Source organism: Corynebacterium sp. HMSC034H07 (assembly GCF_001815175.1).
Taxonomy (GTDB): Bacteria; Actinomycetota; Actinomycetes; order Mycobacteriales; family Mycobacteriaceae; genus Corynebacterium; species Corynebacterium hiratae.
The window spans coordinates 144,914-165,717 of record NZ_KV819499.1; the positions used below are offsets into that span (position 1 = coordinate 144,914).

A 20,804-nucleotide genomic window follows, 5' to 3' on the forward strand; every position below is an offset into this window, starting at 1 on the left:
TAGTTGACGAAGTTATTGCCAGATCTTGAGTCAGAGGCAATAACTTTGGCAACTAGGGCAGTTGCGGCGGCGGTGTTCCGTGCTAGAGCAGCGAAGAGAGGAAATCCTTCGTGCGCTGGTGCTGCGGGTTGTCCAAGACCTGCTCCGGGGTGCCGGTTTCGACGACGCTGCCGCCATCCATGAAGACAATGGTGTCGGCGACCTCTCGGGCAAAGCCCATCTCGTGGGTAACAACGAGCATGGTCATGCCATCGGCGGCAAGCTCCTTCATGACGCGGAGAACCTCACCGACGAGCTCGGGGTCGAGGGCGGAAGTGGGCTCGTCGAAAAGCATCAGCTTCGGGTCCATGGCAACCGCACGGGCAATGGCGACACGCTGCTGCTGACCACCAGACAGTTGCACCGGGTAGGCCTCCGCCTTGTGCGCGAGGCCAACCTTTTCCAGCAGCTCCATGGCCTTCTTCTTGGCTTGCTCTGGGCTCTGCTTCTTTACCTGGACCGGTGCCTCGATGATGTTTTCCAGCACGGTGCGGTGGCTAAACAGGTTGAACTGTTGGAAGACCATGCCGATATCCTGGCGCTGGGCGGCGGCTTCCTTCTCGGAGATCTCATAGAGGACGCCGTTGCGCTCGCGGAAACCGATGAGCTCGCCGTCGATGTAGAGTCGGCCGGCCGTGACCTTCTCTAAGTGATTGCAGCAGCGCAGGAAGGTGGACTTGCCGGAACCGGAGGGACCCAAGAGACAGGTGACCTCGCCGGGCATGACGGTGAGGTCGATTCCTTTAAGAACCTCGAGCTGGCCGAAGGATTTGTGCACATTCTGCGCGGAGATCATGGGGGTGGTCATTAGTTCTTTACCTCCGGGATGACAGAGACGTTGCGGGGGATAGTTCCTTCGGCATCCGCTAGCGCGGCCAGCTGGCGGCCGGTGAGCTCGCGGGTGGCGCCGCGCTCAAAGCGGCGCTCCAGGAAGTACTGGCCCACCATGAGCAGAGAGGTGATGGCCAGGTACCACGTCGCGGCCACCATCAGAAGCGGAATGGGCTCGAAGAGCGCAGCGGAGATATCCGTAGCGCGGCCAAAGATTTCGGCGGTGTAGGGAATGGCAACCACAAGGGAGGAAGTCTTGAGCAGAGAAATGAACTCATTGCCGGTCGGCGGGATGATGATGCGCATAGCCTGCGGCAGCACCGTGCGGCGCATGGTCATCCACCAGCCCATTCCCAGGGCCTTGCTGGCTTCCTTCTGGCCTTCCGGAACGGAGGAGATACCGGAGCGGACAATCTCCGCCATGTATGCGGCTTCGTTGAGGCCCAAGCCCAAAACGGAAAGAAGGAATGCGTTAGTGAGCACCTCGGTGAGGGAAATCTCCGCGAATCCTAGGTTGATGGATTGGTAGAGGGCTGAAAGTAGACCCCAGAAAACTAGCTGTACGTAGATTGGCGTGCCACGGAAGAGCCACAGGAAGACCCACGACACGCCTCCCAGCACAGGGTTGGGGGACATGCGCATCACCGCGAGGGCAGCGCCGCCCACGACGCCGATGATCATCGCCAGGATCGTAATGGCAATGGTGTGCAGCGCAGCGGTGGCAATCCGAGTATCGAAGAGATACTGGAAATACGTGCCCCACCCGAAGGCCTCATTGCGCGCCGAGGAGATGATGAACCACACTGCAAGCAGCGCGAGGAGGGTAGCGAAGACCCAGCGCCAGGGGTGGCGCAGTGGGCGGGCTTCGATCTTTTCTGGGGTAGTCGAAGCCGACGACTCCGACGCTGCCGGGAGAGAGGAGTTAGTCATTGATCGGCCTTTCATTAATCATTGCGTGCTCGACGAGGCCCTCGTCGACGCCCCACTTATTGAGTATCTCTGCATAGGCTCCGGTGTCGATGAGGTGTTGGAGTGCCGCGGCCACGGCGGGTCCGAGGTCAGAATCCTTGGGCACGGCGAAGCCGTAGGGTGCCGCGTCGAACATTTCGCCGACCATGGACATACGTCCATCTGAGCGGTTAACAGCCCAGGCAGAAACGGGGGAGTCCGCTGAGAGAGCATCAGCGCGCCCCATCAGGACCGCTAGGGCGGCATTATCGCTCGTGTCATAGGGAAGAATGGTCAGGTCGCCGTCGCAGGCTTCCTGCTTGGGGCGCAGATCGTCGGTCTCCGATACCGTGGTGCGCTGCACCGCGACGGTGAGGCCACAGGGGTTGGATGGGTCCACGTCATTGGGGCCATCGGTGAGTTTCGCCCACTGAATGCCGGCATAAAGAATATCGACGAAATCGAAGTTCTCGCGCCGCTCATCGGTATCGGTGAATCCGGAACCGCCCAGATCGATTTGTCCGGCTTGGACCGCCGGCAGAATCATAGAGAAGTCTTGCTCCACCGGCTGAAATTCAAGCCCCAATACTTGGGCGACGGCATTGGCCAAGTCCATCTCTAGGCCGATGATCGAGCCGTCGGAATCCTTGAATTCGAAAGGCGCAAAAGGCGGGTTCGTGCCTACTGTAAGGACGCCATCGGCATCCTCGTACATCGCGGCAATCTCGGGAACTTCGTCCACGTTGGGCGCAGACCAGCCTTCCGGCAGCGCCGGCTCCACGTTGGTAACACAGCCGGAGAGGGTTGCGGATGCTAGCAACCCGGCAGCGCCCACGATGATGGCCGTTTTCTTTCTCATGCTTTAACTCTCTTGGTAGCTAGCGGCTTTGCGCCGGTCCACAACGATGAAAATGGCCACGATAATGCCACCAATCGCGAACATAAGCAGGATCAGTGGTGTGGAGGCGTCTTGGTCAGCGCCCCACGGCCACAACGCACGCAGGGAGCCGAGCATGAAACCAGCCATGGCTGCAAGGGTGACATCGCGGTGATTATCCAGCAGGTAGTTCAATACCTTGACGAAAGCTGCGAGGCCACACACCGCGCCGAGTGCGAAGACACCCACGACGACCATGTTGCGGTCTGAGACCGCACCGATAATCGGCGCGTAGAGGCCCATGGTCAGCAAAATGAGGGAGCCTGACACACCGGGAAGAACGAGCGCGCACACAGCCACCATGGCCGCTAGGAAAACCACGAGCAGGTTGGGGTCTTCCACTGGGGTGGAGGTGAAGCCGGTGACGAAGAAGATTGCGACGGCGGCGATAACAAGCGCGGCGATGGACGCGGGTGAAACGCGCGACATCATGCTCAGCGGCACGATGATAGACACGGCGACCATGCCGAGGAAGAGCGCGCTGGATAGCGAAACTTGGCCCTCCACAAAGTTATGGAGGATCGTGGAGAAGCCGAAAACGGCGGCGAACATGCCGACGGCTACGGAGACGAGGAAGCCCCATTCGACCTTCTTGAAACGGCCGGAGATGAGATCATTGGCGTTATGCAAAGCGCGCTCATAGATGCCGACGATGAGCGCAACGGTGCCGCCGGAGATTCCGGGGACTAACTCGGCCATGCCAATAAGGGCGCCGCGAATGGCGTTGAAAAGATAATGCATAAACCGAAAGTAACCTTGACTGTCTACCCGGTGGGATTGCCGTGCCGGGAAGAGCGGGTGAGCAGATGACTTTTTATTCTCTCACCACAACGCAGGCTTATGCAAACTATTCAGTCAGTAGAAGGTTATACGCCTTTTACATCGGCAGGCGCTTGGATACTTCACCGTAGATCGAACCCAGGATGGCGAAGACAGTGAGGCCGACGAGGCCGTCGAGAAGCACTGCGTAGAAATTATTCAGCTGAGGATCGTTGGAGGAAGCCGTGGACTTGCGCAGTTCTTGATAGTAAGAAGAGCCTTCAACCTTGGTGGATATCTGCTTGTCCGCGCTGGACTCGGCAGCAGTAGCAGCGGCGGTGCCGCCTACGGTGAGGGCAATGGCGGTGCTCACAGCGATGATAGTGCGACGCATGGCGACGGGTTCCTTTCCATTGAAAACGCTAACACCCCACAACAGGCTCTGTCGTGGGGTGGAATTGTGCCCCTGGTGAGACTCGAACTCACACTACACGGGTTTTGAATCCGTTGCCTCTGCCAATTGGGCTACAGGGGCGCACAAGCAACGATACTAGCGCAGCGGACCAATTCGAACCTAATTGCCTGCCTGTGGCCCTCGACGGTGTCATTGAGCGCAACACGTTAGGATGGGCCGGGTGACTACTTCTCAGCCTCGACTCTTGCTCATTGATGGCCACTCCATGGCCTTTCGCGCATTTTATGCACTGCCCGCAGAGAACTTCTCCACCTCGGGCGGACAGCACACCAATGCGGTGTATGGCTTTCTTTCCATGTTGGCGAACATTCTGACTGAGGAAAAGCCGGACTTCGTCGCTGTAGCGTTCGATGTGGGCCGTAAGACCTTCCGTACGGAGATGTTCCCTGAATACAAGGCGCAGCGGGAGGCGGCCCCAGAAGAGTTCCGCGGCCAGGTCGAGCTCATCCGAGAGGTCTTGGACACCCTCGGTATCACCACGTTGTCGCGCGATAACTTCGAAGCTGACGACATCGTGGCCACGTTGTCCACTCAGGCCGGCGCGGATTATGAGACCTTCCTGGTCACCGGTGACCGCGACTATTTGCAGCTTGTCGACGACTCCACGACCGTCCTCTATCCCATGCGAGGGGTATCCAAGCTGCATCGCTTTACCCCGGAGGCAGTAGAAGAGAAGTATGGCCTCAGCCCCGAGCAGTACCCAGATTTCGCAGCCCTGCGCGGGGACCCCTCCGATAACCTGCCGTCTGTCCCGAAGGTGGGGGAGAAGACCGCCACGAAGTGGATCACGCAGTACGGCTCTTTGGATGGCCTCATCGAGCATGCCGAAGAGATAAAGGGCGTGGCGGGGCAGAACTTCCGCGACCGCATCGAGCAGGTCAAGCTCAACCGGAAGCTCACCCAAATGGTGACGGACATGGACCTGGAGGTTGGCCCGGCGGACCTCGGCTTTAAGGGAGCTGTGGCTAGCGAGGTGGCAGCTCGCTTCGACGAGTTGGAATTCGGCACGAATCTGCGCGAGCGGGTCCTCAACGCCGTCCCGCATGACGCTGCAGCTGAAGCTGCTGCGTTAGAGGACACCCCGGAAGTGACCGTGACCGTGGTGGACACTCCGCTGACTGAGTGGCTCGAGGACAAAGAACACGTAGCGGTCTTCGTGCAAGGCGACGGAACACCGGGCGCGGGTGATGCCGCAGCACTAGCACTCGTCGATTCCTCCTTTGAAGGACTCCAGATTGAATTGGGGGACTTGGACGCGGCCGATGACGCCGCACTGGCCGCCTGGTTGGAGTCCGACGCGCCGAAGTACCTCCACGAGGCAAAGGCGGCCTGGCACATGCTGGCGGGGCGTGGGATTAAGCTGCGCGGAATTGCCCACGACACTGCACTTGCTGCCTACATTTTGCGGCCCGGCCAGCGCACGTATGCGTTGACGGACGTGTACCAGCGCCATCTGCAGAAGTCCCTCGGGGCCGCCACGGAGCAGCTCTCCCTCTTGGATGACAATCAGCTGGTTGAACAGGCCGGCGCCATCATGGAGCTCGCGGCAGAGTTGACGAGTCAACTGCAGGAGATTGATTCCTTCGAGCTTTATACCGACCTTGAGCTGCCTCTGGTGAGCATCCTGGCGCGCATGGAAGCCGCGGGCATCGCAGTAGACCGAGACGTCTTAGAGACGCAGCGCGATGCCTTCATCGAGCAGGTTAACGAGCAGGAGCGCGCTGCCCGTGAGTTGGCTGGCGACGACTCCCTCAACCTGAACTCTCCGAAGCAGCTGCAGGCGGTGCTTTTTGAGACCTTCGATATGCCGAAGACGAAGAAAACTAAGACGGGCTATTCCACCGCGGCTAAGGAAATCGAGCAGCTCGCTGCTACCCACCCGCACCCCTTCTTGGATCACCTGCTGGCGCACCGCGAGTACCAGAAGATGAAAACGACGCTGGAGGGGCTCATCAAGACCATCCAGCCGGATGGGCGCATCCACACCACGTTCAACCAGACTGTGACTTCAACAGGCCGGTTGTCCTCCACGGAGCCGAACCTGCAAAACATTCCGGTGCGCACGGAGGCGGGCCGCCAGATCCGCTCGGCCTTCGTGGTGGGGGAAGGCTATGAAACCCTGATTACGGCGGACTACTCGCAGATCGAGATGCGCGTCATGGCTCATCTCTCCGCTGACCCCGGGCTCATCGAGGCCTACCGTGAGGGCGAGGATCTGCACAACTACGTCGGCTCCAAGGTCTTTGACGTTCCGGTGGATGAGGTCACACCGGAGCTGCGCCGCCGCGTCAAGGCCATGTCCTATGGCCTTGTGTATGGTCTCTCCGCTTATGGTCTGTCACAGCAGCTAGGTATCCCGGCACGCGAAGCCAAGGAGATTATGGAGAGCTACTTCGAACGCTTCGGTGGTGTGAAGCGTTACCTCGATGAGGTTGTCGTGCAGGCTCGCAAGGATGGCTACACCTCCACGGTCTTTGGGCGCCGCCGTTACCTGCCGGAGCTCAACTCCGACAACCGCGTGGCGCGCGAAAACGCCGAGCGTGCGGCCCTCAACGCCCCCATCCAGGGCACGGCGGCAGACATCATCAAGGTCGCCATGATCCGCGTGGACAAGGCTTTGGAAGGCATGGCTTCACGCGTGCTCCTCCAAGTTCACGACGAACTCGTTGTGGAGGTAGCTCCAGGTGAAACCGAGGAAGTCCAGAGCATCCTAGAACGCGAGATGGACAAGGCTATCGAGTTGACCGTGCCCCTCGAGGTTTCCGTGGGGGAGGGGAAGAACTGGGACGCCGCAGCGCACTAGAGAGCGCTTTAGGGATTTAAGTCAAGCCCACCGCACGCTCGTCCTCGGTGGGCGTGCGGCGCTCCACCAAGCACCCGGCGAGGAGATCGAAGGGAGTTTGTCCCAGCAGCAGGACGCTCAATCCGAGGATGGCCAAAATGGTTGCCTCAACATAGGGGAGTCCTGTCAGTGCAACAAGGGTGAGGAGTAGCCAGCTGTTGCGAATTGCAGCGCTGGCGATGCCGGGATGCTCAGCAATGACCTCCAGCTTTAGCGACCACTTACCCAGGGAGGTCTGCTTTGTCGCCTCCGCCCACACACGGTAGACGTAGAAGACGAGGGCGAGGGCGACGATGTCATATATGGCGCCCGCCCTGCCTGTGAGGGCGCCATCGGTGCTGAGGTTGATGAGCCACTTGAGCACCACGATCACGGCGGCGGCAAGGAAGGCGTCGATCCACCACGCCACCGTGCGGCGCAGAAAGATCCCGAGGCGTTCTTGAAGCATGACTGCCAGCTTAGTTCGCTGCGACCGGCAGACTCGGCAACAGGGTGGGCGGTATCCGGCTTAGCGCGCGTCGCAGACGAAGATGGCGGTACCGGGGAAAATGGCTCCCCTTTCAGGAGACCACTGGCCCCAAGTGATGTCGAGGCCCTCTGGCCACTCGGGCTCGATGAGGTTGTGAATTTCAAATGAACCGCGCACCTGGAGCGCTCGCACCCAATCACCCATCGTGCGGTGAAACTCGGCATAGGTGAGCTCGTCGTTGGCATCCTGCTCGAGGTAGGCGCGCTCGAAATAGGACAGCGCTGCGGTGAGGACCTGGGGATCGTCGGGGAAGACCCAGCGCATCGGGTGTGGCACAGAAAAGACGAAGCGGCCACGTGGGCGCAGGACCCGGTGGACCTCGCGCAGAGCTAGGTCTAGGTCGGCCACGAAGGGCAAGGCGCCGAAGGCGGAGAAGACGACGTCGAAGGCTTCATCGCGATAGGGAAGCGCCAAGGCATCTGCTTGAACGAGTGGCAGGCCAGTCTCAGCATGGGAGAGCATTCCAGACGAGAGATCGAAGCCCGTCGCAAAGTGCGTGCGTCCTTGCAGCCACCGCGTGCACGGCGCGGAGCCGCAGCCGAGCTCGAGGACGGTAGCGGAGGAGACGTCGCCAAGCAGCTGCGCATCAGCCTCATGCAGCATCTCCGGGCACCAATAGAAAGAGGATAGATACTCGGGGTGTTCCGCGTGGTAGGAGTCGGCGTCATCATCCCAAAACTCACGATTGGCTGCGGATGCAGAAAAAGATGCTGAAGACATTGTTCCTCTCCCAATTTCTTTTTCGTGTCGTATTTGCCGTTTTAGCTGCGAGGATGTAGGGTTGTACGGGCGTGTCTATGACTCGGGACGCGCTGGGCTACTGTAGGAGAGCTTGGCACGGCTGCGAGTCGGGATTGGAATCCATCTTAAGCCTTGCGTATTTACGCTGCTTAATGACGCTTTTCAAGAGACGCGTAACTGTCCAATTACGATCTCCTACGTTTATTCGGAGCATAACTACATGCCAACTTCTAACACCCCTCAGGTTGCGATCAACGACATCGGAACCGCAGAGGACTTCCTCGCAGCTGTCGACGCCACCATCAAGTACTTCAACGATGGTGACATCGTCGAGGGCACCGTGGTCAAGGTTGACCACGACGAGGTCCTGCTCGACATCGGTTACAAGACCGAAGGCGTCATCCCGTCCCGCGAGCTCTCCATCAAGCACGACGTCAACCCGGATGAGGTTGTCGAGGTCGGCGACGAGATCGACGCTCTTGTTCTCACCAAGGAGGACAAGGAAGGCCGTCTGATCCTGTCCAAGAAGCGCGCACAGTACGAGCGCGCTTGGGGCGCCGTCGAAGAGCTGCACGCCAAGGAAGAGCCGGTTACCGGTACCGTCATCGAGGTTGTCAAGGGTGGTCTCATCCTGGACATCGGCCTCCGTGGCTTCCTCCCGGCTTCCCTCGTTGAGATGCGCCGCGTTCGCGACCTGGAGCCGTACATCGGCCAGGAGCTCGAGGCCAAGATCATCGAGCTGGACAAGCAGCGCAACAACGTTGTCCTGTCCCGCCGCGCATACCTCGAGCAGACCCAGTCCGAGGTCCGCTCCGAGTTCCTGCACCAGCTGCAGAAGGGCCAGGTCCGCAAGGGCGTTGTCTCCTCCATCGTCAACTTCGGCGCCTTCGTCGATCTCGGCGGTGTCGACGGCCTGGTTCACGTTTCCGAGCTGTCCTGGAAGCACATCGACCACCCGTCCGAGGTTGTCACCGTGGGCGACGAGGTCACCGTCGAGGTCCTCGACGTTGACCTGGACCGCGAGCGCGTGTCCCTGTCCCTGAAGGCAACCCAGGAGGATCCGTGGCGCGTCTTCGCCCGCACTCACGCTGTGGGCCAGATCGTCCCGGGCAAGGTCACCAAGCTCGTTCCGTTCGGCGCCTTCGTTCGCGTCGAGGAGGGCATCGAGGGCCTCGTCCACATCTCCGAGCTGGCTCAGCGCCACGTGGAGGTTCCGGACCAGGTTGTCAACGTTGGCCAGGAAGTCATGGTCAAGGTCATCGACATCGACCTCGAGCGTCGCCGCATCTCCCTGTCCGTTAAGCAGGCAGACGAGGACTACACCGACGAGTTCGATCCGTCCAAGTACGGCATGGCTGACTCCTACGACGAGCAGGGCAACTACGTGTTCCCGGAGGGCTTCGACCCGGAGACCAACGAGTGGCTCGAGGGCTACGACGAGCAGCGCCAGGCTTGGGAGGCTCGCTACGCCGAGTCCGAGCGTCGCTTCAACCTGCACACCGCTCAGATCGAGCGCAACCGTGCTGCAGCCGCTGAGGCCGCCGAGTCCGCTGCCAACTCCAACTACTCTTCCGAGTCTCAGGATGCAGCTCCGGCATCCGATTCTCAGGCAGAGGTTGGCGGCTCCCTCGCATCCGACGAGCAGCTCGCTGCTCTTCGCGACAAGCTCGCTGGCAACTAAGGACATTGCTTCTTAGGAAAGGCCGTCTTTTCCCGCTGGGGGAGAGGCGGCCTTTCGCGTATCCTAAGCCGGTATGAAACTGATTGGACTTACCGGCGGAATCGGCAGCGGAAAATCCACCGTAGCGCAGCTCCTCGTGCAGGAAGGCTGGGTACTGGTCGATGCAGACCGCATCGCCCGTGACATCGTTGAGCCAGGCCAGCCGGCACTCACTGAGCTGGCGGAGGCCTTTGGGCAGGACATTCTGCTCCCCGATGGGAGCCTTGATCGCGGTCTCTTGGCCTCCCGCGCTTTTGCCAGCGCCGAGAAAACCGCTGTTCTCAACTCCATTACCCACCCGCGTATCCAGGAAGAAACCCAGGCACGCTTCGAGGCAGCGCGCCAAGGCGGTGCCGAGTTCGTGGTTTATGACATGCCGCTCCTCGTCGATAAAGGGCTCCACGGAGACATGGACGCCACCATCGTCGTCGACGTCGACGCAGAGGAGCGAGTACGCCGACTAGTCGAGTACCGCGGCCTGGAGGAAACCGATGCACGCCGCCGCATAGCCGCGCAGCTCCCCGACGATGTGCGCCGTGCCGCCGCCGACTTCGTCATTGATAACAACGGCCCCCGCGAAGCGCTCGATGGGCAGGTCGCGGGGGTCGTCGAGAAGCTGCGTGCACTCCTAGGCTCACCCGATAGCTAAGAATCTCTTTCTAACTATCGCGTTGCTACGACGTCTGAGACGGCGATGTGGTCATTGTTTTCCATGTCTTCACCCACAAAATCGAGGTCCGTGCGCATAAGCATGGTGTTGTAGTCGCGCCACGACGTTAGCGTGTAATACAGGTGCTGATCATCCTGGTTTGGCAGCACGAAGGGCGCGTAGGTGTCGTTGAGAGGTTCGCCGCTGACGACCTTTGTGGTCTCGGCGCTGACTAGCATGCGGCGTGGCGACCACGGTCCCTCCGGACTATCCGCAGTGCGCATGACGATGCCTTCACCTTCCACCCCGTACATGGTGACGAACTTGCCCAAGTACTGGTTGTAGGCGACGGAGAGCTCTGAGACCTTACCGTCAAGCACTTCGCTAGCTTGTGCGGGGTCCTTTACCCAGGAGCCATCAGAGTAGTAGCTGAAGGCACGTTCGTTGGGGAATTCCGACTTTGGTGCGCGCGATAGGTAAGCGGGGCCGCGGCGGCCGTTGCCCGTGGTGAAGCGGTAGACATAGTCCCCGTGCTCGATGTAGGCCGATTGCTGTAGTTTCTCAAAACCGGCGCGATAGTTGGCCCCGCCAGGGATGGGCGCGTTCGCACCGTGGCTGGCGTTGGTGCGTGTGGCCTCCGGAACCGCGCGCCAGGTGACTCCGCCATCAGTGGACTTCACCGTCGCCGCATAGTTGGTGGACCAGCCAGTGTTCGGGTCGTGCCAGGAGCGCACGGACATGTAGTCCACGTAATGCACGCCGTCAACGACGATCCCCGCCGTGGGAATCGTGGTGCGCTCACCGTTGGTATCGGCGTCCCCAACCTTCTGCGAAGGAATGAATTCCTTTGCCCGGCCATTGGTGGACCAGCCGCCAGTAGTCAGTGCCTCCTCGAGACGCAGGCCGTCGCCATAGTCGTGGTCCGTCGTGCGCAGCAAGAGGTTGGAGCGCCAGCCATCGCCTTCGCCGACGCAGTCCATGGAGTCACCGAAGACGTAGTAGGAATGACCTGCGTTATCAGAGTAGGCGATGCCCAGATCGGTCCCGGAGATACCAAACTTTTGATCCGTGCGGTTGGGCGAACCGGAACCGGTGATCAGCTGCACGATCTGGGTCGGCCCGTCAGTGATTTGGCGCTGGTTATAGTTGCTGCGCTGGCCATTTGCAGACTCTCCTGGCTTTCCCGAACGGGAGGAGCTGCCGAAGAGCGTATCGAGCCCACCGAGAGAGGATCCTCCGGCGGGACCGGAAGCCTTGGGAGTGGAGGTAAAACTACCGGACTTTGAGTAGGGCGTACACGGCGCGGCGAAGGCCGAAGGCGTCTGGGGTAGTACGGCGAGGGGGAGCAGCCCGGCAATCGTCAGGGTGCTGGCAAGGGAACGGAACTTCATGCCAGCCGATTCTAAAGGAAAGCAGGAACTTTTAAAGGATATGGCGGGCAAAATTTACCTGCTGCTCCCATCCCGTTCATGTATGCGGTTTATTCTTCCCCTTCATGGGAACCTGGGACGTTGGGCCTTTTGATAATCATGCCGCGTGCGAAGTGCTCGCGGATATTCGTGATGGTTCCTTCGACCTCGATGCATTCAAAAAGAGCTGCGTGGATTCGCCCATTGATATCGACGACGCCGAGATTGTCATCGCCTTGGGAGCGCTGGCCACGGCGCCGGCCGACAAGCTGCCCCCGGGGATCAGCGCTGACGCTGTTAAGGCGCTGCGCACACCGCAGACTCGGGCGTGGTTGCGCAAGCGGATCAACACGGCGATGGAGCCGGACAAATCCGCAATCTATGCGCTCTGGGAGACCACCGGTGAGCTCGAGCTGTGGCTGCGCACCACGCGTGCGGCACTGCCCTAAGCCGCTGTCCTCACGCGGCAGTGTGACGCTGGGGTCGAAGTCGCGGTCCTAGCCGGTTTCGTCCGCGCCGCGTTAGACTGGTCGGCATGGCTTTTGCTGCTGAACACCCTATCCTGCCGGTCTCTGAACACCGCCCAGTCGGCGAAGTTGAGCGCCGCTCGGCCGAGTTTCGTGTTGAGTCCGAGTACCAGCCCGCCGGTGACCAACCTGCGGCGATCGCGGAACTCAACGAACGCCTCAACCGCGGAGAGCGCGACGTCGTCCTCATGGGTGCCACGGGCACCGGTAAGTCAGCGACCGCTGCGTGGCTCATTGAACAGCAGCAGCGCCCGACACTGGTGATGGCACCAAATAAAACACTGGCAGCACAGCTGGCAAATGAGCTGCGCCAACTCCTGCCACACAACGCGGTTGAGTATTTCGTATCCTATTACGACTACTACCAACCGGAGGCCTATATCGCGCAGACGGACACCTACATTGAGAAGGATTCCTCTATCAACGAGGACGTGGAGCGCCTGCGCCACTCGGCAACGTCGGCCCTGCTCTCTCGCCGTGATGTCGTCGTCGTCTCCTCAGTGTCCTGCATCTATGGCCTTGGCACCCCGCAGTCCTACCTTGACCGCTCCGTCGTGCTCGAGGAAGGGGAGGAAATTGACCGCGATCGCTTCCTGCGTCTGCTCGTCGATATTCAGTATGAGCGCAATGACGTGGGCTTTACGCGCGGAACCTTCCGCGCCAAGGGCGATACCGTGGATATCATCCCCGCCTACGAAGAGCGTGCGGTACGCATCGAGTTCTTTGGTGATGACGTGGACGAGCTCTATTACATCCATCCGCTCACGGGTGATGTTCTGGAGCGGGTCGATGAGGTGCGGATTTTTCCCGCGACCCACTACGTAGCAGGCCCAGAGCGTATGGCCCGTGCCATTGAGGACATCAAGGAGGAGCTCGCGGAGCGCCTCGCCGAGCTGGAGAACCGCGGCAAGTTGCTCGAAGCGCAGCGCCTGCGCATGCGTACCGAATACGACCTCGAGATGATTGAGCAGGTGGGCTTTTGCTCCGGCATTGAGAACTACTCGCGCCACGTTGATGGCCGCCCCGCCGGTTCCGCGCCGGCGACGCTCTTGGATTATTTCCCAGAGGACTTCCTCACCATCATCGATGAGTCTCACGTGACCGTCCCGCAGATCGGCGGCATGTTTGAGGGCGATATGGCGCGCAAGCGCAACCTCGTGGAGTTTGGCTTCCGTCTTCCTTCTGCCGTAGACAACCGGCCGTTGACCTTCGATGAGTTTGAGGAGCGCGTCGGCCAAACCGTCTACATGTCGGCCACACCGGGCGATTTCGAAATGACGGCTTCCGGCGGCGAGTTCGTGGAACAGGTTATTCGCCCCACCGGCCTCGTAGACCCCAAGGTGACGGTCAAGCCCACCAAGGGCCAGATTGATGATCTCATCGATGAGGTTCGCGCCCGTACCGCGAAGCAGGAGCGCGTCCTAGTCACGACCTTGACCAAACGTATGGCGGAGGACCTCACAGATTACTTGCTGGAACACGGCATCAAGGTGCGCTACCTCCACTCGGATATTGACACGCTCCAGCGCGTGGAGCTGTTGCGCCAGCTGCGCTTGGGTGAGTTCGATGTCCTCGTGGGCATCAACCTGCTGCGTGAGGGCCTCGACCTTCCTGAAGTTTCACTCGTTGCGATCTTGGATGCCGATAAGGAAGGTTTCCTGCGCTCCACCACCTCGCTTATTCAGACGATTGGCCGCGCCGCCCGAAACGTCTCCGGTGAGGTCATCATGTACGCGGATAAAATTACGGACTCGATGCAGGAGGCGATCGAGGAGACCGAGCGTCGCCGAGAGAAGCAGATTGCGTATAACAAGGAGCACGGCATTGACCCGCAGCCGCTGCGCAAAAAGATCGCCGACATTTTGGACCAGGTCTATGAGAACGCCGATGAGCAGGGGCAAGACGCGGATCCCACGGCCATCGTCGACAAGCCGGATGTGTCCTCCATGGCAGCCGACGAGGGGCAGGCGCTTATCGACGACCTGACGACCCAAATGCGAGAGGCTGCCCGAGAGCTCAAGTTCGAGTTGGCGGGGCGTTTGCGCGATGAGATCGCTGATCTGAAAAAGGAGCAACGCGGTCTTAAGGAGGCCGGGATCTAATGGCGCGCCCAGTGCTGAAATTTGCCTACTCAATATGCGGGTAAAACCAATCTCTGCGTAGAAGGCCGTGTCATACTGTTAAGGATTAATCGCTACTTATAAGGAGAATCATGCTGAGCTACAACGTCATCGCCGTCGGAACCGATGGCTCTCAGACTTCCATGCGCGCTGTCCGTTCTGCCGCATCCATGGCGCGCGCCTATGACGCGACGCTGATTATCGTGTCCGCTTTCTATAACCACTCTGGTTCGATGCTCGGCGCCCCGAATTCGGAGGACGCCCGAGTACCGGTGGTGAGCGAGGAGATGTCGGAAAGCTTCCTCAGCAATGCCGCGGAGATCGCGCACGGTGAGGGTGCGAAGCGCATTGAAATCATTGCTAAGTCCGGTGATCCTGTGAATTCGCTCCTCGAGGTGGGCAAGGACTACGACGTTGATATGTTCGTCGTGGGCAACAAGGGAATTCATTCGGTGCGCGGTCGTGTGTTTGGCTCCGTAGCGACAGAGCTCACGCGCAAGGCCCACGCCGACGTCGTGGTGGTCAACACCACTGACTAGGGTAGTGCACCGCGCCCGTATCCTCGTGCGCGCTGATCGACGTGAACGCGCCAGCGTTGTTAGACTAGCTGGTGCGCAAAAGCTTTAAAATTTTGTCAAGCGGTGGCCCCACGGTTGGGGCCAGCGAAGAAAGGTCATCATGAGCGATTACAACAAGATCGTGGTCGGTACCGACGGTTCCAAGTCCTCCTTGCTCGCAGTGGAGCGTGCCGCCAAGATCGCCGCAGCCTTCGATGCCACCCTCATCATCGGTTGCGCCTACTACGAGAATCAGGAGCAGGCTTCCAAGACGCTGCGCCAGGATTCCGTGACGATTCTCGGTGATGAGAAGGCCCAGGCCAACCTCGCTTCCGGCAAGGAACACGCAGAGAAATTCGGCGTGACGAAGGTGGAGACCGCTGTGCGCCCGGGAACCCCGGTTCAGGCCCTGATGTCCATCGTCAACGACAACAAGGCAGACCTGCTCGTCGTCGGTAACCGCGGAATTAACTCCCTGACCGGCCGCCTCCTCGGTTCGGTTCCGGCGGATGTCGCACGTCAGTCTGACTGTGACGTTATGATTGTTCACACTGTGAGCTAGGACGCTAGTCGTCACGGCGCGCATGCTCCGGAGAAGTCCTTAGCATTGAGGAAGTCTCTGGGCCTGCGCGCCGTTTTGTTTCTAACGAGCTTTAGTCGCTCAATCGCAGCTCGCGGTAAGCGCGGGCAAGAACGTTGCCATCCGTCCCCTGAATGAGTGGGATATCGAAGGAGGTCTGCTCGTTGACCTTCACCAAAGGCGCGAGCGAACCGTGTGCGAGCAGCTGCTCCTGTGGGCTGAGGTTGCGGATCGCCACGGCCGCTACGTGGTTGGGGTGCTCCGCCGCCGCGTCTGCATAGGTAAGAGGATCGTGCTGACCGTCGTCGCCGATGAGCAGCCAGCGGAGCTTCGGGAAAGCAATGAAGAGGTTGCGGAGCTGCACGCGCTTGTGCTCCTGACCATTGCGGAAGAGGCCGGTGGGGGTAGGACCCCAGTCTGTCAGCAGCAGGGGACCACGCGGGAAGCCCTTCTCCGCCATGAAGTTAACCAAGGTGTCGTAGGTGTTCCAGGCGCCGGTGGAGAGGTAAATGAAGGGGATATCGGGGTGATGTTGGGCGATTTCCCGGTAGAACCGTGCCATACCTTCGACGGGGGTGCGGGTATTGGTGCGTTTAACCCACGAGTTCCATGCTGCAATCATTGCGCGCGGGAGCCACGTCACCATGATGGTGTCATCTATGTCGCTGACCACGCCGAACGTGGTGTCCTTGTCCACGATGAGCACTTCCGAGGTCACCGCGTCCGCGCCTTTGGCACGGATGGTGACCTCGTGCCAGCCGGGCTCTAGGCCGTGGTTGTAGACGAGGATATCGATGTAGCCGTTGTCGTTCGTGGTTCCCGATACCGTCTTCCCACCAACCGTGACTTCGACCTCGTGGTCTGTGACCTGAATGGTGAAGAACTGGCGGTAGCCACGCTGCGCCCAGGTATCCGTTTCTTCAGCCGTCGGGTCATGCATGAGGACACGGCCCAGAACACGGACGAATTCTTCATTACCGTAACCGGCATAGCCAGTGATGCTGGGCTGCCACCCTTTACGCGCCGAGCGCTTGAGCGAGAGGGAATTGACAGTGAATTCGACTTTGCGGGCGATATCGGAAAGAGCCATGGGCACCAGACTATCCGAAAACCTCCGCATAACGGCCGGTGATGGTCAAGGACTGCGTCGCACGCGTGAGCGCAACATAGAGGTTGTGCAAACCCTGTGGGGAGGCTGCCACGATGTCATCGGGGTTGACCACCGTGACGTGATCAAACTCGAGGCCTTTGATCTCCTCGACGTTGGCAGCCGTGATCACGGCGCGCAGGCGCCCGTCCTCATCCTGGAATGTCTTCGGCTCCGTATCGGTGGCGTCGTCGTGCCAGACAACGTCAACACCATCGCGCACCGCGATGCTCGGCGTGGCCTCAGGGTTGATTTCTTCCAACAGCCGATTGGCCAATTCCGTAACCGGGCGTGGGGTGCGGTAGTTGACCGTCAACCCGTGCAGTCGGAAGCGCTCTCCAACAAAAGGCTCGAGCGTCTCGCCCCAGTCATCCACACCGGCGGGTGCTCCAGTCTGGGACGTATCGCCCACGAGCGTCATCCATCGCGAGGGGCTACGCCGGAAAATCATGCGCCATTCCATGGGGGTAAGTTCTTGGGCTTCGTCAACGATGACGTGCCCGTAGGCCCACGTGTAGTCTTCGCGGGCCCGCTGGGCGGTGGTGCGGGAATCCCGCACCTCGTGACGGCGAGCGAGGTGCTCGGCGTCGATGACATCGTGCGCAGAGAGGATCTCGGCTTCGAACATGTCATCATCGTTGTCAGTGGAATCAGAGGAGCTCAGGATATCGAGGGCGTCTTCTGCCTCCGCGACCTGTTCGCGCCATTCTTTCTCCTCGGCGGCGCGCTCTGCTTCGGGGTCGGGCATGCCGATGAGGACCGCGAGCTCGTCGAGAAGCGCGGCGTCGGAGGCCGCCCATGACGTACCGTCTTCGCGGTAGAGGGCACCGCGGGTTTCGTCATCATAAGCGTAGGCTGCCGTATCGATTCGTTCGGCGCTACTCAGGAGATTGGCGAGTACCTCGGTAGGCGTGAGATGGGGCCAGAACTCGTCGATGAGTTCTGTGACCTGTGGTTCTTCGGCGAGGTCATCGTGGAGCTGATCCACGTCCGCGCGGGAGAGCAGGTTGGCACCTCCCAGCGGGTCAGAACCGATGCGTTCGGCCATCTGCTGGGCCAGAGACTCGATGAGGTGTTCCGCAAATGCCGCTTGAGCGTCGTTGTGCGGCTTGCGTGAGCGCCGCGCGCGGGTACGCGCCGCTTTGACCATAGCTGGGGTGACGGTGAGCTCGAGCCGATCGATCTCGAGTGTTTGCGGCTGCTCCGGTAGGCGCTGATAATCCTTGACCGCGTTGCCGAGGATTTCCACCATGGCAGCGGAGCCCTTGATCTCGCGGGCGAGCAAGGACTCCGAGTGAGTAGCCTCGATGCCGGGGAAGAGGGAAGAGATGGTGGAAAGCACGACACCGGTTTCACCAAGTTCCGGGAGCACGCGGGAAATGTATTCCAGGAAGGTGGAGTTGGGGCCCACGATCAGCACGCCCGTGGCGGCGAGCTGTTCACGGTAGGTGTAGAGCAGGTAGGCCACGCGGTGCAGTGCAACAGCGGTCTTGCCGGTTCCTGGTCCGCCTTCGACCACCATGACGCCCCGCGTGCTGTCACGGATGATTTCGTCCTGTTCGCGCTGAATGGTCTCCACGATGGAGGGCATGTGCCCGGTGCGGGCGCGCTGCATCACGTGGTGGAGGGCGGACTCGCTTGCGACATCGCTGCTGTCAGCAGAGGATTCTCCCTCCAAGACCTCGTCGCTGATTCCAGTAACCGTGCGCCCAGTGGTCCGGATATGCCGGCGGACATGGACGCCTTCAGGGTGCGCTGTAGTGGCGAGGTAGAAGGGGCGCGCCATCGGCGCACGCCAATCCAGAAGGAGGGTCCGGTAGTTCTCCTCCCTGGCGTCGAGCCCCATGCGGCCGATGTAGCGCCGGTCCAGGCCTTCCGGGGTGGGGTTATCACCGGGTGCATCAATGTCGATGCGGCCAAAAACTAAGCCGAGCTGGGCGACGTTAAGCCGGTCCAACTTTGCTTGCAGTCCGTGGTATTCGGTTTCGCGCCGCACGAGTGCATCGGCGTCCGGGGTATGCGGATCGACGGCAGCTTGTACTTCGTTCAAGCGCTCGTTGGCCGCTTGAACCTCGTTGTCCAGACGCTCGAAGAGGCCATCGACATATGCTTGCTCGCTAGCTATTTCCGCGCTCTGCTCGTTCGTGTGGGCGCCGGGTTTCCCGGTGTGAGTCGCGGGTGAAGATTCAGACACAAGGCTCCTTGGGTGCGTATGAAGGCTTCTCGTGGACAGACGGGAAGTAAGGGAGATGGGGAAGAGTGGACAGGAAAAAGAACAACGGCCCAGCATACTAGCTGAGCCGTTGTTCTCTCCACCGCGGCGATTGTCGTGGTGTGTTGCGGAGTTATCCGCAGCGAAGGACGGAGAGCTTAGAAGCGGTCACCGAACTTCTTGAAAGCCTTATCCAGCTTCTTGGAGGCTTCCTTCTGCAGCTTCTCGGCGCGCTTGCGAGCCTTCTTCTGGGCACGCTTGCCATCGAGCGAATCTACCTTAGCCAGGGCTTCATCGGCACGATCCTGTGCCTTGCCAGCAGCCTTGACCAGTCCTTTGCGGGCGGTATCGGTGTTGTCACGGGCCGCGTCGAGCCAGTCATCCTTGTTGTCCTCAAAGAACTCGCGTGCCGTCTCAGCGGTATCCTCGACGAAGGAACGCGCGGAGTCGATGAAGTCACGGCCGGCAGACTCCCAGTCATCGCGGTTGTCCTCAACGTAGTCCTTGGCGGTCTCAAACCAGTCATTGGCCTTGGCCGTGGCATCGGAAGAAATCTCGTTTGCGCGATTGGAGAAGTCCTCCGCGAATTTCTGCTGTTCGGACTTGCCCGGTAGCGCCTGCTGAATCTTCTTGTTTGCACGCTCAGAGGCCTTAGCGGCGCGCCACCGCACGGAGGGCTTTCCTTCGGTGTCCTGCGTAACGATGGCGAGGGCACCAAGCAGAGCGGTATTGGTGATGAAGCTGTTGCGCTGTGCTTCCTTGTCCTTCTTGGAATCCGCGGTCCAGAAAGCATTGCCGACCAGGTTGGGTACGTGCGTCAGCGCGAGCACTGCAGCCGAGGTGCGCGGAGCCTTGCCCAGCGCGAGGCTCGTGCCCGCAGCGGTCTTCGCGCCGCCGAGCGCGCGGGTAACCAGCTCTGGGTCATTGGGGATGTAACCTGCGTATTCGCGGGGCAGCACCTTGCGCAGGCGCTTGAGCACGGACTCGGTGTCCGCGACGTGCTCCGAGGTGTTGCGGAGCGTATCCACACCATCCCAGACAAACACGGAGGCCAGCATAGGACGGGCAAATTTACGAATCATAACGTGCTCCATTCAATAGATCTGTAAAGACGTTCGCCACACCATAGTACGCGCGTTAAACAACTGCTGCTGTGAGCGCAGCAGTTAACACGTAGTTACCAGCGGCGCTCCCACCACTCGTCCATGTGCGGGCGTTCCGCGCCGAGCGTGGTGGGAGCCCCGTGCCCGGGGCGGACAATTGCGTCGTCCGGATAGACGTCAAAGAGCCGCTGCGTGACATCTTTGTAGAGGCGCACAAAGTCCCCTTCGGAGGTGGTCTTGCCCACGCCGCCGGGGAAGAGGGAATCACCGACGAAGAGGTTGGTAACGCCATCAATCTCCGCTGCAATTGCTGCTCCGCCCGGGGTGTGTCCGCGCAGGATAATGACGGGCAGATCGTAACCGGCGAAAGGAAGCGTATCGCCATGCTCCAGTTCCACGTCGACGGGCGCGGGCAAAGCGGGGGAGTCCAAGAAAGAGGAATAGTGAACGGCACCGGTTTCATTCAAGACTTCCTTGAGTGCGCGTACGTGATCCCAGTGGCGGTGCGTGGTCAGCACCGCGGAGATCTTTACTCCGTGGTCGGCGGCTAAAGCGAGCAGCGCGGGGGCGTCAGCGGAGGCGTCGATAAGCAGCGCCTCGTCACCCGCGCACAGCAGGTAGCAATTGTTGTCCATCTCGGACACGGAAATTTTATGAAGCTCAAGCGCGTTGTTCATAA

General features: G+C 60.3%; 19 protein-coding genes and 1 tRNA gene. 7 read left to right on the forward strand and 13 right to left on the reverse strand.

The window, feature by feature from the left end; genetic code table 11:
• Window positions 1-82: 82 nt before the first annotated feature.
• From HMPREF3009_RS02425 to HMPREF3009_RS02450, 6 genes are all read right to left on the reverse strand, one after another.
• Window positions 83-847: an amino acid ABC transporter ATP-binding protein gene (locus tag HMPREF3009_RS02425; RefSeq protein WP_049154586.1), complete on the reverse strand. Its 765-nt coding sequence runs from the start codon at window positions 845-847 to the stop codon at window positions 83-85.
• Window positions 847-1,800 (reverse strand): amino acid ABC transporter permease, encoded by a 954-nt coding sequence (locus tag HMPREF3009_RS02430; protein WP_070513263.1) that lies wholly within the window; start codon window positions 1,798-1,800, stop codon window positions 847-849. Before HMPREF3009_RS02430 ends, HMPREF3009_RS02425 begins: the two co-directional genes overlap by 1 nt.
• Window positions 1,793-2,677, reverse strand: a complete 885-nt coding sequence (locus tag HMPREF3009_RS02435) for an ABC transporter substrate-binding protein (protein WP_049154587.1) — start codon at window positions 2,675-2,677, stop codon at window positions 1,793-1,795. The genes HMPREF3009_RS02430 and HMPREF3009_RS02435 overlap by 8 nt, the downstream gene beginning before the upstream one ends.
• Window positions 2,678-2,680: 3 nt before the next feature.
• Window positions 2,681-3,496 (reverse strand): DUF368 domain-containing protein, encoded by an 816-nt coding sequence (locus tag HMPREF3009_RS02440; RefSeq protein ID WP_070513265.1) that lies wholly within the window; start codon window positions 3,494-3,496, stop codon window positions 2,681-2,683.
• Window positions 3,497-3,632: 136 nt separating this feature from the next.
• Window positions 3,633-3,908 (reverse strand): hypothetical protein, encoded by a 276-nt coding sequence (locus tag HMPREF3009_RS02445; protein ID WP_046648545.1) that lies wholly within the window; start codon window positions 3,906-3,908, stop codon window positions 3,633-3,635.
• 67 nt (window positions 3,909-3,975) lie between these two features.
• Window positions 3,976-4,049, reverse strand: a tRNA-Leu gene (locus tag HMPREF3009_RS02450).
• 91 nt (window positions 4,050-4,140) lie between these two features.
• Here HMPREF3009_RS02450 and polA point away from each other — a divergent pair.
• Window positions 4,141-6,792, forward strand: a complete 2,652-nt coding sequence (gene polA / locus HMPREF3009_RS02455) for a DNA polymerase I (RefSeq protein WP_049154590.1) — start codon at window positions 4,141-4,143, stop codon at window positions 6,790-6,792.
• 16 nt (window positions 6,793-6,808) lie between these two features.
• Here polA and HMPREF3009_RS02460 read toward each other — a convergent pair whose 3' ends face one another.
• Complete coding sequence (locus HMPREF3009_RS02460; RefSeq protein ID WP_049154591.1) at window positions 6,809-7,279, reverse strand: RDD family protein; 471 nt, start codon at window positions 7,277-7,279, stop codon at window positions 6,809-6,811.
• Between the two features lie 60 nt (window positions 7,280-7,339).
• Window positions 7,340-8,080, reverse strand: coding sequence for a class I SAM-dependent methyltransferase (locus HMPREF3009_RS02465; protein ID WP_049154592.1), 741 nt, complete (start codon window positions 8,078-8,080; stop codon window positions 7,340-7,342).
• Between the two features lie 241 nt (window positions 8,081-8,321).
• On the opposite strand from HMPREF3009_RS02465, the gene rpsA reads away from it, so the two are divergent.
• On the forward strand, window positions 8,322-9,782 hold the full coding sequence (gene rpsA, locus HMPREF3009_RS02470; RefSeq protein WP_010190105.1) for a 30S ribosomal protein S1: 1,461 nt from the start codon (window positions 8,322-8,324) through the stop codon (window positions 9,780-9,782).
• Between the two features lie 73 nt (window positions 9,783-9,855).
• On the forward strand, window positions 9,856-10,470 hold the full coding sequence (coaE, locus tag HMPREF3009_RS02475; RefSeq protein ID WP_049154593.1) for a dephospho-CoA kinase: 615 nt from the start codon (window positions 9,856-9,858) through the stop codon (window positions 10,468-10,470).
• 14 nt (window positions 10,471-10,484) lie between these two features.
• On the opposite strand, the gene HMPREF3009_RS02480 is transcribed toward coaE, so the two are convergent.
• Complete coding sequence (locus HMPREF3009_RS02480) at window positions 10,485-11,861, reverse strand: DUF4185 domain-containing protein (RefSeq protein ID WP_070679792.1); 1,377 nt, start codon at window positions 11,859-11,861, stop codon at window positions 10,485-10,487.
• A 104-nt stretch (window positions 11,862-11,965) separates the two neighbouring features.
• On the opposite strand from HMPREF3009_RS02480, the gene HMPREF3009_RS02485 reads away from it, so the two are divergent.
• The 4 genes from HMPREF3009_RS02485 (at window position 11,966) to HMPREF3009_RS02500 (ending at window position 15,645) form a co-directional block, all read left to right on the forward strand.
• A complete protein-coding gene (locus tag HMPREF3009_RS02485; protein WP_046648539.1) occupies window positions 11,966-12,328 on the forward strand; it encodes a DUF4259 domain-containing protein in 363 nt (120 codons plus the stop codon).
• 86 nt (window positions 12,329-12,414) lie between these two features.
• Window positions 12,415-14,508, forward strand: a complete 2,094-nt coding sequence (gene uvrB, locus HMPREF3009_RS02490) for an excinuclease ABC subunit UvrB (protein ID WP_070679794.1) — start codon at window positions 12,415-12,417, stop codon at window positions 14,506-14,508.
• 110 nt (window positions 14,509-14,618) lie between these two features.
• A complete protein-coding gene (locus HMPREF3009_RS02495; RefSeq protein ID WP_010190093.1) occupies window positions 14,619-15,065 on the forward strand; it encodes a universal stress protein in 447 nt (148 codons plus the stop codon).
• 139 nt (window positions 15,066-15,204) lie between these two features.
• Window positions 15,205-15,645, forward strand: coding sequence for a universal stress protein (locus HMPREF3009_RS02500; protein WP_046648537.1), 441 nt, complete (start codon window positions 15,205-15,207; stop codon window positions 15,643-15,645).
• A 91-nt stretch (window positions 15,646-15,736) separates the two neighbouring features.
• Here the strand turns inward: HMPREF3009_RS02500 and HMPREF3009_RS02505 are convergent, their stop codons facing one another.
• From HMPREF3009_RS02505 to HMPREF3009_RS02520, 4 genes are all read right to left on the reverse strand, one after another.
• On the reverse strand, window positions 15,737-16,753 hold the full coding sequence (locus HMPREF3009_RS02505) for an App1 family protein (RefSeq protein ID WP_070513280.1): 1,017 nt from the start codon (window positions 16,751-16,753) through the stop codon (window positions 15,737-15,739).
• A gap of 10 nt (window positions 16,754-16,763) precedes the next feature.
• Entirely contained in the window at window positions 16,764-19,004 is a 2,241-nt protein-coding gene (locus HMPREF3009_RS02510; RefSeq protein WP_070679797.1) for a HelD family protein, read from the reverse strand.
• A gap of 176 nt (window positions 19,005-19,180) precedes the next feature.
• Complete coding sequence (locus tag HMPREF3009_RS02515) at window positions 19,181-20,104, reverse strand: DoxX family protein (protein WP_049154600.1); 924 nt, start codon at window positions 20,102-20,104, stop codon at window positions 19,181-19,183.
• 95 nt (window positions 20,105-20,199) lie between these two features.
• On the reverse strand, window positions 20,200-20,802 hold the full coding sequence (locus tag HMPREF3009_RS02520) for an MBL fold metallo-hydrolase (RefSeq protein WP_049154601.1): 603 nt from the start codon (window positions 20,800-20,802) through the stop codon (window positions 20,200-20,202).
• Window positions 20,803-20,804 lie beyond the last annotated feature (2 nt).